Genomic DNA, 20654 nt, shown 5'->3' on the forward strand with positions numbered 1-20654 from the left:
GCTCGGCGGGCGGAGGACTGTATCTGTGGCAAATGTGACCGTGATCGGCGCTCAGTGGGGCGACGAAGGCAAAGGCAAGATCGTCGACTGGCTATCGGAACGTGCCGACGTTGTCGCCCGTTTCCAGGGCGGGCATAATGCCGGCCATACGCTGGTCGTGGGTGAGAAGGTCTACAAGCTGTCGTTGCTGCCGTCGGGCATCGTGCGCGGCACGCTGTCTGTCATCGGCAATGGCGTGGTGCTCGACCCCTGGCATTTCCGTGATGAGGTCGCCAAGCTGAAGGGGCAGGGGGTCGAGATTAACCCCGGCAACCTCCAGATCGCCGAAACCTGCCCGCTGATCCTGCCCTTCCACCGCGACCTTGACGGCTTGCGCGAAGACGCGAGCGGAGCCGGCAAGATCGGCACCACCCGCCGCGGCATCGGCCCGGCTTATGAAGACAAGGTCGGCCGCCGCGCCATCCGCGTATGCGACCTCGCCCATCTGGACGACCTCGACCTTCAGATCGACCGGCTGACCGCCCATCATGACGCGCTGCGGGCTGGTTTCGGCGAAGCGCCGATCGACCGCGTTCAGCTGATGGCGGACCTGACCGAAATCGCCGCCTTCATCCTGCCCTTCGTGAAGCCTGTCTGGCTGACGCTGAACAAGGCGAAGGCGGCGGGCCAGCGCATCCTGTTCGAAGGTGCGCAGGGCACGCTGCTCGATATCGACCATGGCACCTATCCCTTCGTCACCTCGTCCAACACGGTGGCGGGCACGGCGGCGAGCGGCACCGGCCTTGGCCCCAATGCGGCGGGCTTCGTGCTGGGCATCGTCAAGGCCTACACCACCCGCGTCGGCTCCGGCCCGTTCCCGACCGAACTGGATGATGCCACCGGCCAACGGCTGGGCGAACGCGGCCATGAGTTCGGCACCGTCACCGGCCGCAAGCGCCGCTGCGGCTGGTTCGACGCGGTGCTGGTGCGCCAGTCGGTCGCTGTGTCGGGCGTGACCGGCATTGCGCTGACCAAGCTGGACGTGCTGGACGGCTTCGACACGCTGAAAATCTGCGTCGGCTACAAGATCGGCGACCAGACGTTCGATTATCTGCCCGCCCATGCGCAGGATCAGGCGAAGGCCGAGCCGATCTACGAGGATATCGAAGGCTGGCAGGACACCACCGCCGGCGCCCGTAGCTGGGCCGAACTGCCGGCGCAGGCGATCAAATATATCCGCCGGATCGAAGAGCTGATCGGTTGCCCGGTCACGCTGGTTTCCACGTCGCCCGAGCGCGAGGACACCATCCTCGTCCGCGACCCCTTCGCGGATTAAGAACATGGCAGGCGATCGCTTCGAACGGCACAAGCAGCCCTGGACTCAGGATGAGATTCAGAAGCTGCACACGCTGGCCAAGAAGGGCATGGCGCTGAAGGCGATCGCCAAGGCGCTGACCCGCAGCGAGGAGTCGACCAAGGCCCGCGCAAAGGAAGACGGGCTGAACATCGCCAAGCTGCGGTAAGAGTGGACGTTGCCGGGCGCCGGTGCGACAAGCCTTCCCATCACAACAGGAAAGGCTTCGCATGGCGCTCGACATCCTCGTCCTCTATGGTTCCTATCGGCGCGGCCGGCTTGGCATCCGGCTGGCCGACTATCTGATCCGGGGTTTTGAGGGGCTGGGCCACAAGGCCGAACTGGTCGATGCCAAGGCGGTCGATCTGCCGATGCTCGATCTGCGCTACAGCGACTATCCTGCCGGCGAAGCACCGGCCGTCATGGCGAAACTGGCCGACCGTCTTTCCGCTGCCGACGCCTTCGTCTTCGTCGCGGGCGAATATAATCGGGGCATGCAGCCGGGCCTCAAGAATCTGGTCGATCATTATCTCAAGGAATTTGATCGTCGCCCCGCTGCCATTGCCAGTTATTCGGCGGGCCGCTTCGCCGGCGTCAACAGCCATGCCGACTGGACGGTGACGCTGTCGGCCATGGGGATGGCGATCGTGCCGGAGCGGCTGAGCGTGGGCCAGATCGGCCAGACGCTGGATGAGCAGGCGCAGCCGCAGGGCGAAGGCGGGGCTGCTTTGGAGCGGGGTTTCGCCGGTTTTGCGAAAAACCTTATCTGGTGGGGCGAAGCCGCGAAGGCCGCCCGCTGAACCGCCCGTCGATCCAGACCAGCGCATAGCCCGCCAGCACGAAGCCGATCGCGATCAGCAGCGCGTTGATCACGACCTGCCCCATCCCCAGCTTCGCGACATTGATGAACGGATAGGCATAATGGCCCTCTGCCAGCCCGCGCAGCAGGGCATAGGGCAGATAGGCCGCCGGAAATATCGCCCAGATCCACGGATCGCGACGTCCCAGCCGCCCCTTGCGGGCGAAGGCGATCCACCAGAGCGGCGCCAGCAGCGGCGTCACCTTGTGCAGCAGCGTGTCGGCCAGCAACGCGCAACCACTGAGCGACAGCAGGCCGCGTAGCAGCAGGCCGTAGATGATGCCGACCAGCAGGATCGCGAGCAGCACGCCGCCCAGCCAGCGCGGCGTCACCCGCCGGCCAACCGCCACTGCGCCGAAGGTCAGCGCCACTACACCATTGGTCAGGATGGTGAAGAAGCGCAGCAATATCCACAGCGTTTCCGTCGCCGATCCGGTTTGCGCCATCGTTGCACGATACTGGATCGTCAGCCCCGCTAACGCGGTCAGCGCCACGACAGCCGCGCCGACTCGTCCCACTGTTCCCGTCACGCCTGCCCGGCCTCCCGCCCGTCATCCTCACCTGCGGAGATCACCGTAGCAGCGACCAGATCGCCCGTCACGTTGAGCGCGGTGCGGCACATGTCGAGGAAACGGTCGACGCCCAGCACCAGCCCGATCCCCTCTGGCGGCACGCCGACCATGCCGAGGATCATCGCCACCACCGGCAGCGATCCCGCCGGCACGCCAGCCGTCCCAACGCCGCCCAATATGCAGACCAGCATCACCATCAACTGCTGCGTCAGGCTGAGGTCCACGCCGAAAAATTGCGCGAGGAAGATGACGGTGATGCCTTCGAACATCGCGGTGCCATTCTGATTGGCGGTGGCGCCGATGGTCAGGACGAAACGCGATATGCGGCGGGGCAAATGCAGCTTCTCCTCCGCCACGCGGATGGCGGTGGGCAGGGTCGCGTTGGAGGAGGCGGTGGCGAAGGCCATGACGCTGGCCTCCTGCACTGCTGCGAAGAAACGCAGCGGCGACCGACGCGCGATGAAGGCGATCAGCAGCGAATAGACCCCGAACATCTGGAGCGCGAGCGCCAGCAACACCACGCCGACATAGGCGGACAGGCGGATGAGCAGATCCCAGCCAAACTGCGCGGCAAGGTTGAACATGAAGCAGGCGATGGCAATCGGAGCGAGGCGGATGACGATGCCCATCAGCCGCATCGTCACTTCGAACAATCCCTCCATCGCGCTCAGCAGCAGTTGCGTTTCCTTCGTCTGCACCAGCACCAGCCCGATGCCGAAGAAGAGGGCGAAGCCCATCACCGCCAATATGTCGTTGCCAGCCATCGCCGCGATGATGTTGTCGGGAATGATGGCCAGCACCGCTTCCACCCCGGTAGGCGTGTCGCCGCCCCGGTTGAGAATCGCTTTCGCCCCTTGCCCGGCATCCGCCAGCAACGCCTGCGCCTGCGCAGGATCGACCCCGGCGCCCGGCCGCAACAGGTTAACCAGAACCAGGCTCAGCACCACCGCGATGCCCGACACGACCAGCGTGTAGACAAGGGTACGCAAGCCCACCCGGCGCAGCGATCGCAACTCGCCCATTTCGGCAATGCCCACGATCAGCGCCGACACCAGCAGCGGTATGACCAGCATGAACAGCAGCCGCAGGAAGACCTGCCCGATCGGCCCGGTGACATAGGTGGTGACGCCATCGACCCAGCGCGCGTCGGGTGCCGCCATATAGACGATCAGGCCCGCGACCAGCCCGATGAGAAAGCCGGCCAGCATCTGCCACTGGAGCGACAGGGCCGCTTTCTTCTGGCCGGCGTCGGCCGCGTCGCTGGTCATGCCTGTCTCCTATTGCCCCGCCGCCTGTTCGATTGTTGTTCAACGACCTGCAACTGTGCAGGTTGCAGTCGCAGCAATGTTTCGTTTCGCTATGGCATCAACGGAGCATTTGCGGGCCATTAGGCGTTGCGCCGGTTCATGATCAGGAGTTTTGCATGATAGTCGATGCCGTTCCCAGCATGCGCCGGATCGCTTCCGAAGTGTGGAAGCCGCTGACCGCGCTGTTCGTCTGGGACTGCGCCGTGACGATCGCTTATTATGTGCTGCCGTTCAAGGCGCCCTCGCTGCCGCTGACCATCTTCGGTTCGGCGCTGGCGCTGTTTCTGGGTTTCCGGTCGAACAGCAGTTACCAGCGCTGGTGGGAAGGGCGCGTCTTGTGGGGCGCGATGATCAACGCCTCGCGCAGTCTGTCACGCGCCACCCGCAATTTCCTGCCGGACCCGGAGGCCAAGGATCTGAAGCGTGAGATCGTCAAGCGGCAGATCGCCTATGTGAATGCGCTGCGTTGCCAGTTGCGGCGCCAGCCGATCGGCGAGGATGTTACCGGCTTTCTGCGTGAAGAGGACAAGGGCAAGGCGCTGGCCCGCAGCAACCCAGCCAACGGCCTGCTCGACAGCACCGGTCGCCGGATCGACATGGCGCGGCGCGAAGGCTGGATCGACACCATCCAGCAGAGCCAGATGGAGGCCGTGCTGGTCGATATCGCCAATGCGCAGGGCGGCATGGAGCGGCTGAAGAACACGCCCTTGCCCTATCAATATCGCTTCATCCCGACCGCCTTCACCCATCTCTTCTGTATCCTGCTGCCGATCGGGCTGGTCGAATCGCTGGGCTTCGCCACGCCGCTCGGGTCGACGGTGGCGGGCTTTATGTTCATGTCGGTGCTGCGGATCGGCGACGACCTGACCGATCCCTTTGCCGACAGCGTGCATGACGTGCCGCTGACTGCCATGTGCCGCACGATCGAGATCGACTTGCTCCAGTCGATCGGTGATCCCGCGCCCGAACCTGTTGCGCCGGTACGCGGGGTGCTATGGTAAATTAGAGTCCTTTGTTTTCCGCATTTTGCGAGCCGTCATCTGTTCCAGATGACTTCAAAATGCTCTAGCGGCGCATGAATCCCATCTGCCGCAGCAACCAGTAAGTCACGCCCGCCGCGCTACCGGCGATCAGGGTCGCGACCAATGTGCCGTGCGGCCCGTCGGCCAGCGGCATCCCGCCGGTGTTCATGCCGAACAGGCCGGTCACCAGCGTCGCGGGCAGCATCAGCGCAGTGATGATGGACAGGATGTAGAGATTCTGGTTAGTGCGCTGTGCCGCCTGAATATCCACCTCGTCGCGCAGCAGGCGCAACTGGCCCTGCACACCCAATATGTCGGCGTCGATCGCCTGCAATCGCTGCGCCAGCTTCTCCACCGTGGGCAGCAGCGCTGCGGGCAGTTCCTCATCCTCCTCCAGCCGCTGGAACACGCCGCGCATGCCGGTCAGCAGCCGGTGAATCTGGGCGAGGCGACGGCGGATGCGCATCAGGTCTCGCGGTTCGGGTGGATGATGGCCGTCGAGAAAGGCGTCTTCGGCACCCTGTACGTCATGGCTGAGCGTGCGGGCGATCTCCGCGATATTGGCGGTGATCGCGCCGACCAGCAGATCCAGCGCCTGCGCCGGGCCATTGACCGTCGCGCCGCCGCCGCGCTCCAGCCGGCTGCGCGCGATATCGGCCGACCGCAGCGGATGCAGCCGCGTCGTCAGCATCAATGTCGGCGTCAGCGCGATGCGCAGCGCGCCGACCCGCTCGGTATCGGCGACGTCGAAGTCGCGCTCGAAATCATGCAGCACGCAGCCCACGCTATCCCCGTCCACCAGCGCGCGCTGGTGCGTATCGGGCGCCAGCAGCAGGTCGCATATCTGCGGAGAGAATTGATCGGACGCCGAAATCCATTGCCGCGTGCCATGGTCGGCCAGGTTCAGGTGCAGCCAGCGGAACCGGCCGCCCGTATCGGAATCGCAACGGGCGACGGGGCTGATGCCGCCGTCGCCCGCAAAGTCGAGACCCCAGATAAGACCAGGCCCCATGCCCTGTCCGGGCACGGGAACCTGAAAAAGGGGTGTCTGCTCGTTTGTCGTATGCCGCTCCCGTCAGAAAATCTGGGAAAAGAGCATGTAGAGGCCGCCCGCCAGCGCGATCGACACCGGCAGGGTCAGCACCCAGGCCATCAGCAGGTTGCGGATGGTGCTCATTTGCAGGCCCGACCGGTTGGCCGCCATCGTGCCGGCGACACCGGACGAGAGGACATGGGTGGTCGACACCGGCAGGCCCAGATGGTCCGCGCCGAAAATGGTGCCCATCGCGACCAGTTCGGCCGAGGCACCCTGCGCATAGGTGAGGTGCGACTTGCCGATCTTCTCGCCAACGGTGACGACGATCCGCTTCCAGCCGACCATGGTGCCCAGGCCGAGCGCGAAGGCGACCGCGACCTTCACCCAGGTCGGGATGAAGCGGGTGCCGGCATCCAGCGACTTCTTGTAGGTGGCCAGCGTTTCATTGCTGGCGGCGGACAACTGCGCTTCCTTGTCCTTGCCGAGGCGCTTGATCGCTTCGGAGGCCATATACATGTCGTTGCGGATATTGCTGACGGCGGCAGCCGGCACCTGCGCCAGCGAGCCATATTCACCGACCTGCCGATCGACGTCGCGGATCACAGTCGCGAGCGCGGGGATGGTGGCGTCCGACAGTTTCTTGTCGGCAATATAGGTGGTGACGGCCTTGCGCGCGGCGACGATGTCGCTGCCTCCGGCCGGGACGGCGCCCAGCACATTGGCGGCGGCGACGCTGTTCTGGTGGAATTCGACCGTATAGCGTTCCGGTACGGCGCGGTTCAGCGCATAGGCGGTGGGCACGGTGCCGATCAGGATCAGCATGATGAGGCCCATGCCCTTCTGACCGTCATTGGAACCATGAGCGAAGCTGACGCCGGTGCAGGTGAAGATCAGCAGCGCGCGGATCCACAGCGGCGGCGGCACGCCATCCTTGGGTTCCTGATACAGTTCTTCCTTGCGGATCAAGACCTTCATGGCGATGAACAGCAGGGCGGCGACACCAAAGCCGATCAGCGGCGACACCAGCAGCGCCTGGCCGATTTCCGTGGCCTTGCTCCAGTCGACACCGGCTGTGCCGCTCTTGCCGTGCATCATCGCATTGGCGACGCCGACGCCGATGATCGACCCGATCAGTGTGTGCGACGAGGAGGAGGGGATGCCCAGCCACCAGGTGGCAAGGTTCCACAGGATCGCCGCGATCAGCAGCGCGAACACCATGGCGAAGCCGGCATTGGAGCCGACTTGCAGGATCAGTTCGACCGGCAGCAGCGACACGATGCCGAAAGCGACGGCACCGGTGGACAGCAGCACGCCCAGGAAATTGAAGAAACCCGACCAGACTACCGCGACATTGGCGGGCATGGCGTTGGTGTAGATCACCGTCGCGACCGCATTGGCCGTGTCGTGGAAGCCGTTCACGAATTCGAAGCCCAGCGCGATCAGCAGGGCGATGAACAGCAGGATGAAGGGCAGGTAGGTGGTTGCCTGCACCCCGGCCGAACTGGCGTCGGCATAGATGCTGTAGGCGACATAGATCAGGGCGGTCAGGATGGCGGCGCCGAAGCCGATGGTGCCGACCAGCCCCAGTCCCTTGTCAAGATCGGGCCGGCCGGGGCTACCCTCCATGGCGCCATTAATGGCTATCGTCGCGTTCATCCGAATCGTCTCCCGCTCGGGCAAGAATGTGGCTGAATTCTTGCTAGGCCGGGACCGTGACAGCTTGGTTGCAACGCTGTTCACCGGATGCGCCAGTTGAGCGCCATATCTACCGGGGCGCCATGATCGTCATGGCGCCCCGATTGATAGAGGGGTCACGCGGCGGCGCGACGTTCCTTCAGTTCTTCGTTGAGCATTTCGGCCAGCAGGAAAGCCAGCTCCAGGCTCTGCGCCGCGTTCAGACGCGGGTCGCAATGGGTGTGGTAACGGTCGGCGAGACCTTCGTCGGTGATGGCGATGGCGCCGCCGGTGCACTCCGTCACATTCTGCCCGGTCATCTCGGCATGAATGCCGCCGCCGAAGCTGCCCTCGGCGCGGTGCACGGCAAAGAAGCCGCGCACTTCGGCCAGGATACGGTCGAACGGCCGCGTCTTGTAGCCATTGGCTGCCTTGATGACATTGCCGTGCATCGGGTCGCACGACCAGATGACCGGATGACCTTCGCGCAGAACGGCGCGTACCAGCTTGGGCAGGCCGGCCTCGATCTTGTCATGGCCGTAGCGGGTAATGAGCGTGATGCGCCCGGCTTCCCGCGCCGGGTTCAGCGTGTCGAGCAGGCGCAGCAGCGCGTCCGGCTCGAGGCTGGGGCCGCATTTCAGGCCGATCGGATTGCCGATGCCGCGCAGATATTCGACATGGGCCGACCCTTCGAAACGGGTGCGGTCGCCGATCCACAGCATGTGGGCCGACGTGTCGTACCAGTCGCCGGTCAGGCTGTCCTGACGGGTCAGCGCCTGTTCGAACGGCAGCAGCAATGCTTCATGGCTGGTGTAGAAGCTTGTGCCGCCAAGCTGCGGCACAGATTCCGCGTCCAGACCGCAGGCGCGCATGAAGTCGAGCGCCTGGCCGATCTGGTCGGCCATCGCTTCGAACTTCGTGGCCCAAGGCGAGCGGCCCATGAAATCGAGCATCCAGCCATGGACGCGATCCAGCGACGCATAGCCGCCGGTCGAGAAGGCGCGCACCAGATTCAGCGTTGCCGCCGACTGGTTATAGGCCTGCACCATGCGCTGCGGGTTCGGTTCGCGGGCTTCGGGCGTGAAGGCGATGTCGTTGACATTGTCGCCGCGATAGCTGGGCAGTTCCACGCCGCCGATCGTCTCGGTATCGGCCGAGCGCGGCTTGGCGAACTGGCCCGCCATGCGGCCGACCTTCACCACCGGCAGCTTCGACGCGAAGGTCAGCACCACCGCCATCTGAAGCAGCACGCGGAACGTGTCGCGGATATTGTTCGGATGGAATTCGGCAAAGCTTTCCGCGCAATCGCCGCCCTGCAACAGGAAAGCGTCGCCGGTGACGACCTTAGCCAGGTCTGCCTTCAGATTCCGTGCCTCGCCCGCAAAGACGAGGGGCGGAAACTGGCCAAGCTGGGCCTCTACCGACGCCAGAGCGTCTGCATCCCGATAAAAGGGCATCTGGATGCCCTTATGCTCCCGCCAGCTTTCCGGCGTCCACTTCGCCGCCACGTCGAGTCTCCTTCGCACTAGATAAAATAGGGGCCGCCCCTACGCTTTAGCGGGAGGCAAGGCAAGAATGTACCAGTTAGGCCATGGATGCGCGCAATGAATTGTCGCGATCAGGCTGCCGAAAGAACTTGGTCGGCTCACTCTATTTCGTGCAGGGCCAGCGCTCGTTCAAGGCCACGCTGACGAGGACCGAGGCGGGCGCCTTGCGCTGGTCGGGCCAGCGTTCGAGATAGGCGATGACGGTCTTGCGGGCGTCGTCGGCGCTCATCCGGTCGGGCCAGCAGACCGGGCGCGCGCGACCGATGAACATGTCCTTGCGGATGCCATCCACCACGCCGACGATGTAAGCGGTACAGGCGAGCGCATATTCCGGCGCCTTGTTGCGGCATTTGCCGAGCAGGGTGGTGCCGGTTTCGAACATGAACGCCTGTGCCGTTGCTGGGGTCGGGGATGCGGCCGCGAGGGCGACGGGGAGGAGGAAGAGGCGCATCAGTCCTTCCGTTTCGCCGTGAAAGCGAACGTCACCGCCACCTGCGGGGCGAGGCCATTGCTGCTGTCGCCATTGCCCACGCCAAAAGGCGCACGGGCGATGGTGGCGCTGCCCGCTATCTTGCGGGTGACGTCCTTGCCGGACAGGGTGAAACGGATGCTTTGCGGTTTCGACACGCCCTTGAGCGTCAGCGTGCCGCGCGCGCGGTAGCTGCCGGGGCCAGTGGCCTCCGCGCCCTTGGCGATGAAGGTCGCGGTCGGGTGGGCAGCGACGCCGAAAAACTCGTCGCCCGGCAGCATGCCGTCCTTATAGGCGTCGCCCACGCTGGCCGACGCCATGTCGATCGTCACCTTGATGTCGGCGCTGTCGGGATGATCGGGGTCCATGACGATGGCGGCGGTCCATTTGGCGAAGCTGCCGCTGATCGTGTCGCCATCATTGCCGACCGAAAAGCCGATGCGGCCGCCGGGTTGCACCGTCCAGGCCGGGGGCGGGCCGGCGGGTTCTTTGACGGCGGCCTGCGTTTCGTTGGCGGCGGCATTGTCGGCCGGCGCGGCGACGTTGATGGCTTCCGCCACGTTGCTCTCTTCTTCCACCGCATTGTCCGCTTCTACTGCGACGGGCGCGGGGGTGGCGGCCTGCGGCGCAGGCAGAATTGCGCGGCCGGCGAGGAAGCCGATGGCGATCAGCGCGGGCAGGCCGACCAGCAGGACCGGCGATCGGCCCGGTATCATGCGCCAGATCAGGCCATCGCCCATCATCACATGATGACGCAGCGCACCCGCGACATGCAGCAGAAAGAGCGCGATCCCGATCCAGGCGAGCAGACCATGGCCGTTTTCGGCCAGCGCGTGGCTCGCCGCGGGCAGCGGCAGATGGGGCAGGGGAAGGACGCCGAAGAGCAGGGTCGGCACCTTGACCTTCGCGGTCGATACCAGCGCCCAGCCGGTCAGCGGCGCGCCGAGCATGAAGGCGTAAAGGCCGACATGCACGGCCGAGGCGAGCGCGCCCTGCCAACCGCCCTCCAGCTTGGCCGGGCGTGGCTTCCAATAGCGGACCGCGATGCGTGCGATGGTCAGCGCGAGGATCAGCATGCCAACCGATTTGTGCCATTGATAAAGGAAGAAGCCATGCGACCCCAGATCCTCCAGCGCCCACCCGACGGCGATCTGGAAGGCGAGCAGGGCGGCGATGGCCCAATGAAGGAAGATGGCGACCCGGCTATAGCGTTGCATGCTCGTTTCCCTTGCACATCGCAAAGCCGGTCCGGTCGGCCGCTTCACGCGATGCGTTTTCCTGTTATCATATCGATCGCGAAACTAGGATGGTCGCCGGGTCTAGTCCATCGGGCATGCCGGAAACGCTGCGTTGCCACATGCCCGCCCTATGTGTCCAAAAGGCCGCACCGGCGTCACTTTTTGCGGGTATGATTGCATCACCCGTCATCCGGGTTAAGAGGCTAGGCACGATCATAATAAGGGACAAAGCAGGACATGGCCAAACCCGAATCCTGGCGTCTGAACCCGCAAGCCTATCGCTTCGTGACCAGCATCGACACGCGGTTCCAGGATCTCGATACCATGGGCCATATCAACAATGTGGCGATTTCCAGCATCTTCGAAACCGCGCGCATTCGGTTCCATCACCATATGGGCCGCCATCCACAGGAACAGGGCGTGCGCTGGCTGGTGGCGAATGTGAACCTGAACTTCGTCGAGGAATCGCATTTTCCCTATCCGTTCGAAGTGCATTGCGCGATCGGCCATATCGGCCGCACCAGTTGGACGATCAGTTCGGCCGGCTTCCAGAAGGGCGTGTGCGTGGCGACCTGCGACACCACGGTCGTCACCCATGGCGCCGAAGGCCGCCGGTCGATCGACGATACGCTGCGCGAGGCGATGGAACTGAACTTCCTGCGCCAGCCGGATTAGAGCGAAAGAGCTTTGCCTTGATCCGTTCGCTCGAAACGAACGGCGGTCGCGCGAATTTATGATCGTCTGGCGCGTTGCTTAGCGGAAGCCCGCCATGCGCCGGCTCCACTGCACGGCGATGACCGCGCCCTTGACCGGCTGGATCATCGCCACCGCCAACAGGATCGCAAGGCCAGGCCATATCACTGCCTGCCAGCCCAGCGGTATGGCGAGCGCGAAATTGACCTCTATCATCAAGGGCACCAAGATATGCCCCAGCAGCAATATCACGATATAGGCGGGGAAATCGTCCGCCTGATGCCCGTCCAGCGCCAGCCCGCAGGTCGGGCAGGCCGGCGTGGGCTTAAGGAAGCGCGCGAACATCCGTCCTTCGCCGCAGGCCGGACACCGGCCGCGCAGCCCATGGCCGATGGCGGGGGCGACCGGGCGGTCGCCGGCACTGTCTTCGCGGGGCATGGGATCGCTCATGGCCCGTCAGCTAGGGGCTTTGTCGATCGCCTGCAACCATGGGCCGCCGCCATATCGCCTTCCGCTGATCGTAAAGTCTGTTAGGAAGCGCCATGCGCCTGCCCGGACCCGATGAAGAATTTTGCCTGTTCGACGATGCCCGCGCGCGCGCCGCGCCGGCGCGGCTCTATCGAGACCCGGTTGCGGTCATCGTTGCGCGCAGCATGGCGCAGATCCAGCCAGCGCTGGACCAACTAGCCGAGGCGCGCGAGCAGGGGCTGCATGTGGCAGGCTATATGGCTTATGAAGCTGGGCTGGCGCTGGAGGATCGGCTGGCGCCGCTTGCCCGGCGCCATGACGGCAATGGCGCGCCGCTGCTCTGGTTCGGCCTGTTCGAAGGGGTGCGGCTGATCCCGTCCGCCGACCTGCCCGGCCTGCTGCCCGATCCGTCGGGCGCGACGGTCGGTCCGCTGCGCCCGCTGGTCGATGAGGCTGCCTATGCCGCCGCCTTTGCCCAGGTGCAGGATTATATCCGCGCCGGCGATATCTATCAGGTCAACCTGACCTTCCCCTGCGACGTAAACGTGGCGGGCGATCCGCTGGCGCTCTATGCCGCGATCCGGCCGCGCGCGGCGGCGGGCTATGGCGGGGTGATCCGCACGGGCGGCCAGTCGATCCTGTCCTTTTCGCCCGAACTCTTTTTCACACAGGTGCGCGGCCAGTTGACCGCCCGGCCGATGAAGGGCACCGCGACCCGCGCCGCCGATCCGGCCGGGGATGCCGCGCAGATGGCATGGCTGGAAAGCGATACCAAGCAGCGCGCCGAAAATCTGATGATCGTGGACCTGCTGCGCAACGACCTGTCGCGCGTGTCGCAGGCCGGCAGCGTGACCGTGCCCGACCTGTTCAAGGTCGAAACCTATCCGACCGTGCACCAACTGGTGTCGACCGTGCGCGCCCGCATATTGCCCGGCCTGTCGCCGGTGGACGTGCTGCGCGTGCTCTTCCCTTGCGGGTCCATCACCGGCGCGCCCAAGGTGCGGGCGATGGAAATTATCGACGCGGTCGAACCGCATCCGCGCGGCGTCTATACCGGCACGATGGGCTGGATCGATCCGGAGGGTGACGCCGCCTTCAACGTTGCCATCCGCACCCTTTCGATCGAAGAGGGGGCGGCTATGGGGCGGCTGGGCCTTGGCTCCGGCGTCGTCGCGGATTCGGATTGCGCCTCCGAATGGGCGGAATGTCTGGCCAAAGGGCGGTTCCTTTCGCATCTATGATCTTTGGGGCGCTTGACTTTTGGCGCTGTGGAGCTTGAGAAATTTCAATGGCATTGGCTGACGGACGGTTCGACCTGTTGGAAACCATGGCTTTCGACCCGCTCGAAGGCATCAGGTTGCTGGACCTGCATCTTGAACGGATCAAGGCGAGCGCGAACGCGCTCGGCTTCCAGTTCGATCGCCATGATGTGCGCAATGAGCTGCAGGCCGCGACCTTCCGCCTCCGTGAGCGCAGCCGGGTGCGGCTGATGGCGTCGCGCGGCGGATCGCTGGCGATCGAGGTGCGCGACCATCGCACCTGGCCCGATGCGATCATGCGGGTCGCCGTCGTGCCGCGCCATGCACCGGCGGACGACCAGCGGCTGCTGCACAAGACGACGGATCGCGCGCTCTACAAGGATGCGCTGAAGCGGGGCGGCACCTATGAAGTGCTGCTGATCGATGCGGCCGGCTATGTCACCGAAGGCTGTTTCTCCTCCATCTTCGTGGAGCGCGGCGACAAGCTGGTGACGCCGCCGCTCTCGCGGGGCCTGTTGCCGGGCATATTGCGCCGCAGCCTGATCGAGATGGGCGAAGCGGTGGAGGGCGATCTGCGCGTCCATGATCTGGAGCGCGGCTTCTTCATCGGCAATGCGTCGCGCGGCATGGTCGCGGCGACTTTAGCCCGATAGCCACACTATCCTGCCGTAAAGCCAATAAGCGCTATCTGGCCGGTTGCCGGATCGTCCGTTGCGGATTAAGGCGCTCCGCGTCCGCCTTATTGCGGGCCTCGGGGATTCATTGTTTTTGGCCGCGATTTCCAAGCCAGCAGGCAATACATGCCTGCTTTGAAATCGCTCTGGAGAAAGATTATTACCATGAGCCAGACTTCCGCTGCCCTCGGTCGCATCCAGCCGTCCGCCACGCTCGCCATGAGCGCCCGCGTGAACGCGCTCAAAGCCGAAGGTGTGGACGTTATTGGCCTCTCCGCCGGTGAGCCCGATTTCGATACGCCCGATTTCGTCAAGGAAGCGGGCATTGAAGCCATTCGCAAGAACCTGACCCGCTACACCGACGTGGACGGCACCGCCGACGTCAAGGAAGCGGTCGCCTTCAAATTCAAGCGCGACAATGGCCTGATCTACAAGCGCAGCCAGATCAGCGTCAATTCGGGCGGCAAGCATACCCTGTTCAACGCGCTGGTCGCGACCGTCGATGCGGGCGATGAAGTCATCATCCCGGCGCCTTACTGGGTCAGCTATCCCGATATCGTGAACTTCGCGGGCGGCAAGCCGGTCTTCATCGAAGGCCCGGCGTCGCAGGGCTACAAGATCACTGCTGCCCAGCTGGAAGCCGCAATCACGCCGCGCACCAAGTGGGTGATGCTGAATTCGCCGTCCAACCCGTCGGGCGCGGCCTATTCGGCCGATGAGCTGAGGGCGCTGGCCGATGTGCTGCTGCGCCACCCGCATGTGCTGGTGATGACCGACGACATGTATGAGCATGTCTGGTACGCCTCGACCCCTTTCGCCACCATCGCGCAGGTCTGCCCGGAACTCTATGACCGCACGCTGACGGTCAATGGCTGTTCCAAGGCCTTCTCCATGACCGGCTGGCGCATCGGCTTTGCCGGTGGCCCGGAATGGATCATCAAGGCGATGAGCAAGCTTCAGTCGCAGTCGACCAGCAATCCCTGCTCGATCAGCCAGGCCGCCGCCGTTGCCGCGCTGACCGGCCCGCAGGATTTCCTGGAAGAGCGCAACAGCGTGTTCCGCAAGCGCCGCGACATGGTCGTCGCCATGCTGAACGACGCGCCGGGCCTGGATTGCCCGACGCCCGAAGGCGCCTTCTACGTCTATCCCGACGCCAGCGGCGTGATCGGCAAGACCACGCCCAAGGGCGTGCGGATCGACAGCGACGAAACGCTGATCGGCTATTTCCTGGATGAAGCCAAGGTCGCCGCCGTGCATGGCGCCGCCTTTGGCTTGTCGCCGGCCTTCCGCATCAGCTACGCGACCTCGGACGAGGTGCTGAAGAAGGCCTGTACCCGCATTCAGGAAGCCTGCGCCGCGCTGAAATAAGCGTCTGCCACTTCGCGTCTGCGACACCGGAAAGACCGGCGTGAAAGCGCCGGTCTTTTCCGATATGTCATAAAATGGAAACGGTGTTTTTCGCGCCGCACCGTCTTGCGATTGACGCGGCATGGCTTATATGCCCGTTGCATAGAGAAACTGATTAAAAGGCTGCATCCCTTCGTCGTTCTATTGCTGGCATTGGTCGAAACCCGTTCACGGGTGATGGGCCGTTCAGTCAGGGGCAAGACGCATGGAGCTAGTCGGCAGGCCGAATTGGCCTGAGAGAAATATGAGAAAGGCGTCTGCCATGTTGGCATTCCTGAAGTCCGACCTGTTCCTGCGCTTCCTGGGCGGGTTCGCCATTGGCGCGGTGGGCATGTTCATGCTCCAGCCGGAGGACTCTCCGGTCCTGGGTTCGACCGCGATCGCGGCGACCTCGACCAGCGCTTCCGACACCGGTGCGGCGCTCTGATCGCCTTGTCCTGACTGCTCTGGCGGCGCTGGCCGTCGCCACCCCCGTGCGCGCAGAGCGCGCCATCTTCGCTCCTGTCCCGACCATCGATGCCGCGCCCACGCGCGCGCTGGAAACGGCCGTCTTCGCCGGCGGCTGCTATTGGGGCGTGGAGGGCGTCTTTTCCCACGTCAAAGGTGTCCAACTCGCTGTCGCAGGCTTTGCCGGCGGACCACGCGGTCGTCGCGTCGATTATGCGGCGGTCAGCGGTGGCGACACTGGCTATGCCGAAGCGGTGCGAGTCACCTATGACCCGCAACAGGTCAGTTATGGCACGCTGCTGCGCATCTTCTTCTCGGTCATCGCCGATCCCACGACGCTGAACTATCAGGCGCCCGACCATGGCACCCAATATCGCAGCGCGCTGTTCCCGCTGACCGATGAGCAGACGAAAGCGGCCAGCGCCTATTTGGCGCAACTGGGCAAGAGCGGCCTGTGGCAGGGGACGATCGTGACAAAGGTGGAGCGGTTCACCGGCTTTCAGGACGCCGCCCGCGACCATCAGGACTTCATGCGGAAAAACCCGCGCCATCCCTACATCATGCGCTGGGACGCGCCCAAGCTGGCGGCGCTGAAGGCAATGTTTCCGACATTATATCGCGATAAGCCGTCCGCCTGATCGGCTTGCTATCGCGCCGTCAGTCCCTACCTGCCTTTCATCATCACGGGAGCAGCAGCATGAGCGACACGCACGGCCTCAAGATCCTATCCACCCTGACCGACGACGAGCGGCTGATCGTCGAACTGGCGGAGGAAAGCCTGCCGCCGCCGCAAGGGCATGAGATCGTGATCCGGGTCGAGGCTGCGCCGATCAACCCGTCGGACCTCGGTCTATTGTTCGGGCCGGCCGATGTCGCCAATGCCGATTATGGCGACGGGCGAATCGTCGCGCAGATGCCCGATGGCGCGCGCCGGGCCATGGCGGCGCGAGTCGGGCAGGCGATGCCCGTCGGCAATGAAGGGGCGGGCACGGTCATCGCCGCCGGCGATTCGGCCCAAGCACAGGCGTTGCTGGGCAAGCGCGTGGCCTGTGTGCCGGGCGGCATGTTCGCCCAATATCGTATCGTCGACGCCCGAACGGTCATGCCCTTGCCGGATGAGGCCAGTGCCGAGCAGGGCGCGTCCGCCTTCGTCAATCCGCTGACCGCGCTGGGCTTTGTCGAAACCATGCGCCGCGATGGGCACAGCGCGATCGTCCACACCGCCGCCGCCTCCAATCTGGGCCAGATGCTGGTCCGAATCGCGCGGGAAGATGGCGTGCCGCTGGTCAACATCGTGCGCAACCCGGCGCAGGTCGCGCTGCTCAAGGGGGTTGGCGCCGAGCATGTTATCGACAGCAGCAGCGAGACGTTTGGCGAGGATCTGCGCGTGGCGTTGCGGGCTACGGGGGCGACGCTGGCCTTCGATGCGATCGGCGGCGGAACGCTGGTCGGACAGATATTGCACGCGATGGAGCAGGTGGCGTCGGAGGGGCAGGACTATAGCCGCTACGGGTCCAACAGCGCGAAGAGCGCCTATATCTATGGCGCGCTGGATACCGGGCCGACGATTCTCAACCGCAGCTTCGGCTTCAGCTGGAATGTCGGCGGCTGGCTGCTCTTCCCCTTCCTGCAAAGCGCTGCGCCAGAGGTGGCGGAGAGGATGCGCGCGCGGGTGCGCGACAGTCTGACCACGACCTTCGCCAGCGGCTACAAGGCGCATATCTCGCTCAAGGATGCGCTGACCCGCGACGCCGTGCTGACCTATAATGCGCGGCGCACGGGCGAGAAATATCTGCTGGTGCCGAACGGATAGACTGGCGGACAAACCAAAAAGGGCGGGGTCTGCATCCAGACCCCGCCCTTTTGCGGTTCGTATCGATCGAACGCCTTATTTCGGCGCCAGCACCATCAGCATCTGGCGGCCTTCCATGCGCGGATAGGCTTCGACCTTCGCGATTTCGGCCACATTTTCCGCCACGCGTTGGAGCAAGGCCATGCCGAGCTGCTGGTGGCTGAGTTCGCGTCCACGGAAACGCAGGGTGATCTTCACCTTGTCGCCGTCGCCAATGAAGTCATGGACCTTCTTCATCTTCGTATCATAGTCATGATCGTCGATGTTCGGACGCATCTTGATCTCTTTGAGTTCCTGCGTCTTCTGGGTCTTGCGGGCGATATTCGCCTTCTTCTGGGCCTCGTACTTGAACTTGCCGATGTCCAGGAACTTGCAGACTGGCGGATCGGCGTTCGGGGAGACTTCGACCAGGTCGAGGCCGACCTCATAGGCCTGCTCGATTGCCTCCTGCGTAAACATCACACCGAGATTTTCGCCTTCGTCATCAATCACGCGCACCTTGGGCACGGTAATGAACTCATTATAGCGAGGGCCGGACTTCGGCGGCGGCGCCAGCGGGCGGCGCATCATCGGGGGACGTATAGCAGTATCTCCTATGGTCGTTGCAGAAACGAGGGGCTCTTAGCGGCTTTTATGCAAGGCCGAAAGGGGTGCGTGCCTCCGCAGTAACGGAATCACGCAACCTTGCGGCATTTCTGCCTCACTGCATATCGGGTGCCTTGGCCTCTTTTGCAAGACGCTCGATCACATCATCCAGCGAAAGGAAGCTCTGCCCTTCCTTGCCCAGTTCGCGCAGGGCCACCGTGCCTTCGTCCGCTTCACGGCGGCCGACGACCAGAAGATTCGGTACTTTCCCGAGGCTATGCTCGCGCACCTTGTAGTTGATCTTCTCGTTGCGTACGTCGATTTCGGCACGGATACCGGCAGCGCGCAGTTTCTCTACGGCAGCCTTCGCATAATCGTCCGCGTCCGACACGATGGTCGCGACGACGGCCTGTACCGGGGCGAGCCACAGCGGGAATTTGCCCGCATAATGTTCGATCAATATGCCGATGAAGCGTTCATAGCTGCCGAAAATGGCGCGATGGAGCATGACCGGGCGGTGCCGTTCGCCATCTTCGCCGACATAGCTGGCGTCGAGTCGTTCGGGCAGCACGCGATCCGACTGGATCGTGCCGACCTGCCAGGTGCGGCCGATCGCGTCGGTCAGATGCCATTCCAGCTTGGGCGCGTAGAAGGCGCCTTCGCCCGGCAATTCTTCCCAGCCATATTCGGGCGTATTGAGCCCGGCGGCCGCGACGGCGTTGCGCAGTTCATTCTCCGCCTTGTCCCACATCTCTTCACTGCCGAAGCGCTTTTCGGGGCGCAGCGCCAGCTTGATCGAGTAGGTGAAGCCGAAATCCTTGTAGATGCGGTCGGCCAGCGCGCAGAAGGCGCGGACTTCCTCGACGATCTGGTCTTCGCGGCAGAAGATATGCGCGTCGTCCTGCGTGAACTGGCGCACGCGCATCAGGCCGTGAAGCGCGCCATGCGGCTCGTTGCGGTGGCAGCAGCCATTTTCGTAGAAACGCAGCGGCAGGTCGCGATAGCTTTTGATCCCCTGACGGAAGATCAGGACGTGCGCCGGGCAGTTCATGGGCTTCAAGGCCATCCAGTCGGCATCGTCCGACACCAGCGGGCCTTCATCGTCCACATTCGGCACTTCGTCGGGAATCACAAACATATTTTCGCGATATTTGCCCCAATGGCCGGACGTTTCCCACTGGCGCGCGTCCATCACCTGCGGGGTCTTCACCTCGCGATAGCCCGCATCGTCGATTGCGCGGCGCATATAGGCTTCCAGCTCGCGCCAGATCAGATAGCCCTTGGGGTGCCAGAAGACTGACCCATGCGCTTCCTGTTGCAGGTGGAACAGGTCCATTTCCGCGCCCAGCTTGCGATGGTCGCGCTTGCCCGCCTCTTCCAGCCGCGTCAGATGCTCGGCCAGCTGCTTCTTGTTGAGCCAGCCGGTGCCGTAGATGCGCGACAGCATGGCGTTCTTCTGATCGCCGCGCCAGTAAGCGCCCGACACGCGGGTCAGCTTGAAGGCAGCCGGGTCCAGCCGGCCGGTGGAGGCAAGGTGTGGGCCGCGGCACATGTCGTACCAGCCGTCACCCGAATGATAGACGGTCAGTTCCTCGCCCGGCGGCAGTTCGGCGGCCCATTGCGCCTTGAAGGTTTCGCCAGCGGCTTCCCATTGCGCGATCAGCGTGTCGCGGGCGATGACTTCGCGGCGCAACGGCTTGTTGGCGGCGATGATCTTGCGCATCTCCGCCTCGATCGCGGGCAGGTCTTCCTCGGTGAAGGGCCGATCCCTAGGCGCGAAATCATAATAAAAGCCGTCGTCCGTCGCCGGGCCGAAGGTGATCTGCGTGCCGGGGAACAGGCTCTGCACCGCTTCGGCCAGCACATGGGCGAAGTCGTGCCGCGCCAGTTCCAGCGCGTCGGCTTCATCCTTGCTCGTCACCAGCGCAAGCTGCGAATCCTGCTCCAGCGGGCGACCGATATCGCGCAGTTCGCCGTCGACGCGCGCGGCGATCGCGGCCTTGGCCAGACCCGGCCCGATCGCCGCTGCAATATCCGCCGGGGTAGTGCCGGGCGCGACTTCGCGCACGGAACCATCGGGCAGGGTGATCTTGAGCATGGCGGACACGGGTGGTCTTTCTGTGAAATGGCATGATTGCGCGGCCCGAAATAGCCGCGCCTTCCCCATAAATGGGCGGTCGGTCCTGTCAATAGAACCCCTCTTGCCAAGATG

At 64.2% G+C, this 20654-nt stretch carries 21 protein-coding genes; 11 read left to right on the top strand and 10 right to left on the bottom strand.

What is annotated here, in order from left to right:
* Nucleotides 1-25 precede the first annotated feature (25 nt).
* From RQH62_RS13455 to RQH62_RS13465, 3 genes are all read left to right on the top strand, one after another.
* Complete coding sequence (locus RQH62_RS13455) at nucleotides 26-1315, top strand: adenylosuccinate synthase (RefSeq protein ID WP_311269248.1); 1290 nt, start codon at nucleotides 26-28, stop codon at nucleotides 1313-1315.
* Nucleotides 1316-1319: 4 nt separating this feature from the next.
* Complete coding sequence (locus RQH62_RS13460; RefSeq protein WP_120251698.1) at nucleotides 1320-1502, top strand: hypothetical protein; 183 nt, start codon at nucleotides 1320-1322, stop codon at nucleotides 1500-1502.
* A gap of 61 nt (nucleotides 1503-1563) precedes the next feature.
* Nucleotides 1564-2133, top strand: coding sequence for an NADPH-dependent FMN reductase (locus RQH62_RS13465; RefSeq protein WP_311269249.1), 570 nt, complete (start codon nucleotides 1564-1566; stop codon nucleotides 2131-2133).
* On the opposite strand, the gene RQH62_RS13470 is transcribed toward RQH62_RS13465, so the two are convergent.
* On the bottom strand, nucleotides 2096-2722 hold the full coding sequence (locus tag RQH62_RS13470; RefSeq protein WP_311269250.1) for a Pr6Pr family membrane protein: 627 nt from the start codon (nucleotides 2720-2722) through the stop codon (nucleotides 2096-2098). The two genes, RQH62_RS13465 and RQH62_RS13470, sit on opposite strands and share 38 nt — an antisense overlap.
* Complete coding sequence (locus RQH62_RS13475; RefSeq protein ID WP_311269251.1) at nucleotides 2719-4032, bottom strand: dicarboxylate/amino acid:cation symporter; 1314 nt, start codon at nucleotides 4030-4032, stop codon at nucleotides 2719-2721. Before RQH62_RS13475 ends, RQH62_RS13470 begins: the two co-directional genes overlap by 4 nt.
* Nucleotides 4033-4187: 155 nt before the next feature.
* Between RQH62_RS13475 and RQH62_RS13480 the strand changes: the two genes are divergently transcribed.
* Nucleotides 4188-5072, top strand: coding sequence for a bestrophin family ion channel (locus tag RQH62_RS13480; RefSeq protein ID WP_311269252.1), 885 nt, complete (start codon nucleotides 4188-4190; stop codon nucleotides 5070-5072).
* Between the two features lie 64 nt (nucleotides 5073-5136).
* Here RQH62_RS13480 and RQH62_RS13485 read toward each other — a convergent pair whose 3' ends face one another.
* The 5 genes from RQH62_RS13485 to RQH62_RS13505 all read right to left on the bottom strand — a co-directional run bounded on the left by RQH62_RS13485 (nucleotide 5137) and on the right by RQH62_RS13505 (nucleotide 11036).
* Nucleotides 5137-6105 carry a transporter gene (locus RQH62_RS13485; RefSeq protein ID WP_311269253.1) on the bottom strand — a complete coding sequence of 323 codons (969 nt, stop codon included), beginning with the start codon at nucleotides 6103-6105 and terminating at the stop codon, nucleotides 5137-5139.
* Between the two features lie 63 nt (nucleotides 6106-6168).
* Nucleotides 6169-7785: an inorganic phosphate transporter gene (locus RQH62_RS13490; protein WP_311269254.1), complete on the bottom strand. Its 1617-nt coding sequence runs from the start codon at nucleotides 7783-7785 to the stop codon at nucleotides 6169-6171.
* A gap of 155 nt (nucleotides 7786-7940) precedes the next feature.
* Nucleotides 7941-9311 carry a class II 3-deoxy-7-phosphoheptulonate synthase gene (locus RQH62_RS13495; protein ID WP_311269255.1) on the bottom strand — a complete coding sequence of 457 codons (1371 nt, stop codon included), beginning with the start codon at nucleotides 9309-9311 and terminating at the stop codon, nucleotides 7941-7943.
* 142 nt (nucleotides 9312-9453) lie between these two features.
* Nucleotides 9454-9801 (bottom strand): Rap1a/Tai family immunity protein, encoded by a 348-nt coding sequence (locus RQH62_RS13500; protein ID WP_311269256.1) that lies wholly within the window; start codon nucleotides 9799-9801, stop codon nucleotides 9454-9456.
* Nucleotides 9801-11036 carry a YceI family protein gene (locus tag RQH62_RS13505; protein WP_311269257.1) on the bottom strand — a complete coding sequence of 412 codons (1236 nt, stop codon included), beginning with the start codon at nucleotides 11034-11036 and terminating at the stop codon, nucleotides 9801-9803. The genes RQH62_RS13500 and RQH62_RS13505 overlap by 1 nt, the downstream gene beginning before the upstream one ends.
* 258 nt (nucleotides 11037-11294) lie before the next feature.
* On the opposite strand from RQH62_RS13505, the gene RQH62_RS13510 reads away from it, so the two are divergent.
* The gene (locus RQH62_RS13510) at nucleotides 11295-11732 is read left to right on the top strand and encodes a thioesterase family protein (RefSeq protein ID WP_311269258.1); all 438 of its coding nucleotides are present in this window, start codon (nucleotides 11295-11297) and stop codon (nucleotides 11730-11732) included.
* A gap of 78 nt (nucleotides 11733-11810) precedes the next feature.
* Here RQH62_RS13510 and RQH62_RS13515 read toward each other — a convergent pair whose 3' ends face one another.
* On the bottom strand, nucleotides 11811-12200 hold the full coding sequence (locus tag RQH62_RS13515) for a DUF983 domain-containing protein (RefSeq protein WP_311269259.1): 390 nt from the start codon (nucleotides 12198-12200) through the stop codon (nucleotides 11811-11813).
* 92 nt (nucleotides 12201-12292) lie between these two features.
* Here RQH62_RS13515 and pabB point away from each other — a divergent pair, with 92 nt between their 5' ends.
* The 6 genes from pabB (at nucleotide 12293) to RQH62_RS13545 (ending at nucleotide 17818) form a co-directional block, all read left to right on the top strand.
* A complete protein-coding gene (pabB, locus tag RQH62_RS13520) occupies nucleotides 12293-13459 on the top strand; it encodes an aminodeoxychorismate synthase component I (protein ID WP_311269260.1) in 1167 nt (388 codons plus the stop codon).
* A 47-nt stretch (nucleotides 13460-13506) separates the two neighbouring features.
* Nucleotides 13507-14130 (top strand): aminotransferase class IV, encoded by a 624-nt coding sequence (locus tag RQH62_RS13525; RefSeq protein ID WP_311269261.1) that lies wholly within the window; start codon nucleotides 13507-13509, stop codon nucleotides 14128-14130.
* A gap of 186 nt (nucleotides 14131-14316) precedes the next feature.
* Nucleotides 14317-15519, top strand: a complete 1203-nt coding sequence (locus tag RQH62_RS13530; RefSeq protein WP_311269262.1) for a pyridoxal phosphate-dependent aminotransferase — start codon at nucleotides 14317-14319, stop codon at nucleotides 15517-15519.
* Between the two features lie 301 nt (nucleotides 15520-15820).
* A complete protein-coding gene (locus RQH62_RS13535; RefSeq protein WP_311269263.1) occupies nucleotides 15821-15985 on the top strand; it encodes a hypothetical protein in 165 nt (54 codons plus the stop codon).
* Nucleotides 15972-16643 carry a peptide-methionine (S)-S-oxide reductase MsrA gene (msrA, locus tag RQH62_RS13540; RefSeq protein WP_311269264.1) on the top strand — a complete coding sequence of 224 codons (672 nt, stop codon included), beginning with the start codon at nucleotides 15972-15974 and terminating at the stop codon, nucleotides 16641-16643. The genes RQH62_RS13535 and msrA overlap by 14 nt, the downstream gene beginning before the upstream one ends.
* Nucleotides 16644-16702: 59 nt before the next feature.
* The gene (locus tag RQH62_RS13545) at nucleotides 16703-17818 is read left to right on the top strand and encodes a zinc-binding dehydrogenase (protein WP_311269265.1); all 1116 of its coding nucleotides are present in this window, start codon (nucleotides 16703-16705) and stop codon (nucleotides 17816-17818) included.
* A 75-nt stretch (nucleotides 17819-17893) separates the two neighbouring features.
* Here RQH62_RS13545 and infC read toward each other — a convergent pair whose 3' ends face one another.
* Nucleotides 17894-18427 (bottom strand): translation initiation factor IF-3, encoded by a 534-nt coding sequence (gene infC / locus RQH62_RS13550; RefSeq protein ID WP_184267118.1) that lies wholly within the window; start codon nucleotides 18425-18427, stop codon nucleotides 17894-17896.
* 130 nt (nucleotides 18428-18557) lie between these two features.
* Nucleotides 18558-20540, bottom strand: a complete 1983-nt coding sequence (gene thrS / locus RQH62_RS13555) for a threonine--tRNA ligase (protein WP_311269323.1) — start codon at nucleotides 20538-20540, stop codon at nucleotides 18558-18560.
* Nucleotides 20541-20654: the final 114 nt, after the last annotated feature.

Origin of the sequence: Sphingobium sp. WCS2017Hpa-17 (genome assembly GCF_031843765.1) — a bacterium.
Lineage (GTDB): Bacteria > Pseudomonadota > Alphaproteobacteria > Sphingomonadales > Sphingomonadaceae > Sphingobium.

Excerpts from the sequence above, each read along its gene's own strand:
- RQH62_RS13460 (WP_120251698.1), top strand. The coding sequence starts at position 1,320 with ATGGCAGGCGATCGCTTCGAACGGCACAAGCAGCCCTGGACTCAGGAT.
- RQH62_RS13465 (WP_311269249.1), top strand. The coding sequence starts at position 1,564 with ATGGCGCTCGACATCCTCGTCCTCTATGGTTCCTATCGGCGCGGCCGG.
- RQH62_RS13475 (WP_311269251.1), bottom strand. The coding sequence starts at position 4,032 with ATGACCAGCGACGCGGCCGACGCCGGCCAGAAGAAAGCGGCCCTGTCG.
- RQH62_RS13480 (WP_311269252.1), top strand. The coding sequence starts at position 4,188 with ATGATAGTCGATGCCGTTCCCAGCATGCGCCGGATCGCTTCCGAAGTG.
- RQH62_RS13485 (WP_311269253.1), bottom strand. The coding sequence starts at position 6,105 with ATGGGGCCTGGTCTTATCTGGGGTCTCGACTTTGCGGGCGACGGCGGC.
- RQH62_RS13490 (WP_311269254.1), bottom strand. The coding sequence starts at position 7,785 with ATGAACGCGACGATAGCCATTAATGGCGCCATGGAGGGTAGCCCCGGC.
- RQH62_RS13500 (WP_311269256.1), bottom strand. The coding sequence starts at position 9,801 with ATGCGCCTCTTCCTCCTCCCCGTCGCCCTCGCGGCCGCATCCCCGACC.
- RQH62_RS13505 (WP_311269257.1), bottom strand. The coding sequence starts at position 11,036 with ATGCAACGCTATAGCCGGGTCGCCATCTTCCTTCATTGGGCCATCGCC.
- RQH62_RS13510 (WP_311269258.1), top strand. The coding sequence starts at position 11,295 with ATGGCCAAACCCGAATCCTGGCGTCTGAACCCGCAAGCCTATCGCTTC.
- RQH62_RS13515 (WP_311269259.1), bottom strand. The coding sequence starts at position 12,200 with ATGAGCGATCCCATGCCCCGCGAAGACAGTGCCGGCGACCGCCCGGTC.
- pabB (WP_311269260.1), top strand. The coding sequence starts at position 12,293 with ATGCGCCTGCCCGGACCCGATGAAGAATTTTGCCTGTTCGACGATGCC.
- RQH62_RS13525 (WP_311269261.1), top strand. The coding sequence starts at position 13,507 with ATGGCATTGGCTGACGGACGGTTCGACCTGTTGGAAACCATGGCTTTC.
- RQH62_RS13530 (WP_311269262.1), top strand. The coding sequence starts at position 14,317 with ATGAGCCAGACTTCCGCTGCCCTCGGTCGCATCCAGCCGTCCGCCACG.
- RQH62_RS13535 (WP_311269263.1), top strand. The coding sequence starts at position 15,821 with ATGTTGGCATTCCTGAAGTCCGACCTGTTCCTGCGCTTCCTGGGCGGG.
- RQH62_RS13545 (WP_311269265.1), top strand. The coding sequence starts at position 16,703 with ATGAGCGACACGCACGGCCTCAAGATCCTATCCACCCTGACCGACGAC.
- infC (WP_184267118.1), bottom strand. The coding sequence starts at position 18,427 with ATGATGCGCCGCCCGCTGGCGCCGCCGCCGAAGTCCGGCCCTCGCTAT.
- thrS (WP_311269323.1), bottom strand. The coding sequence starts at position 20,540 with ATGCTCAAGATCACCCTGCCCGATGGTTCCGTGCGCGAAGTCGCGCCC.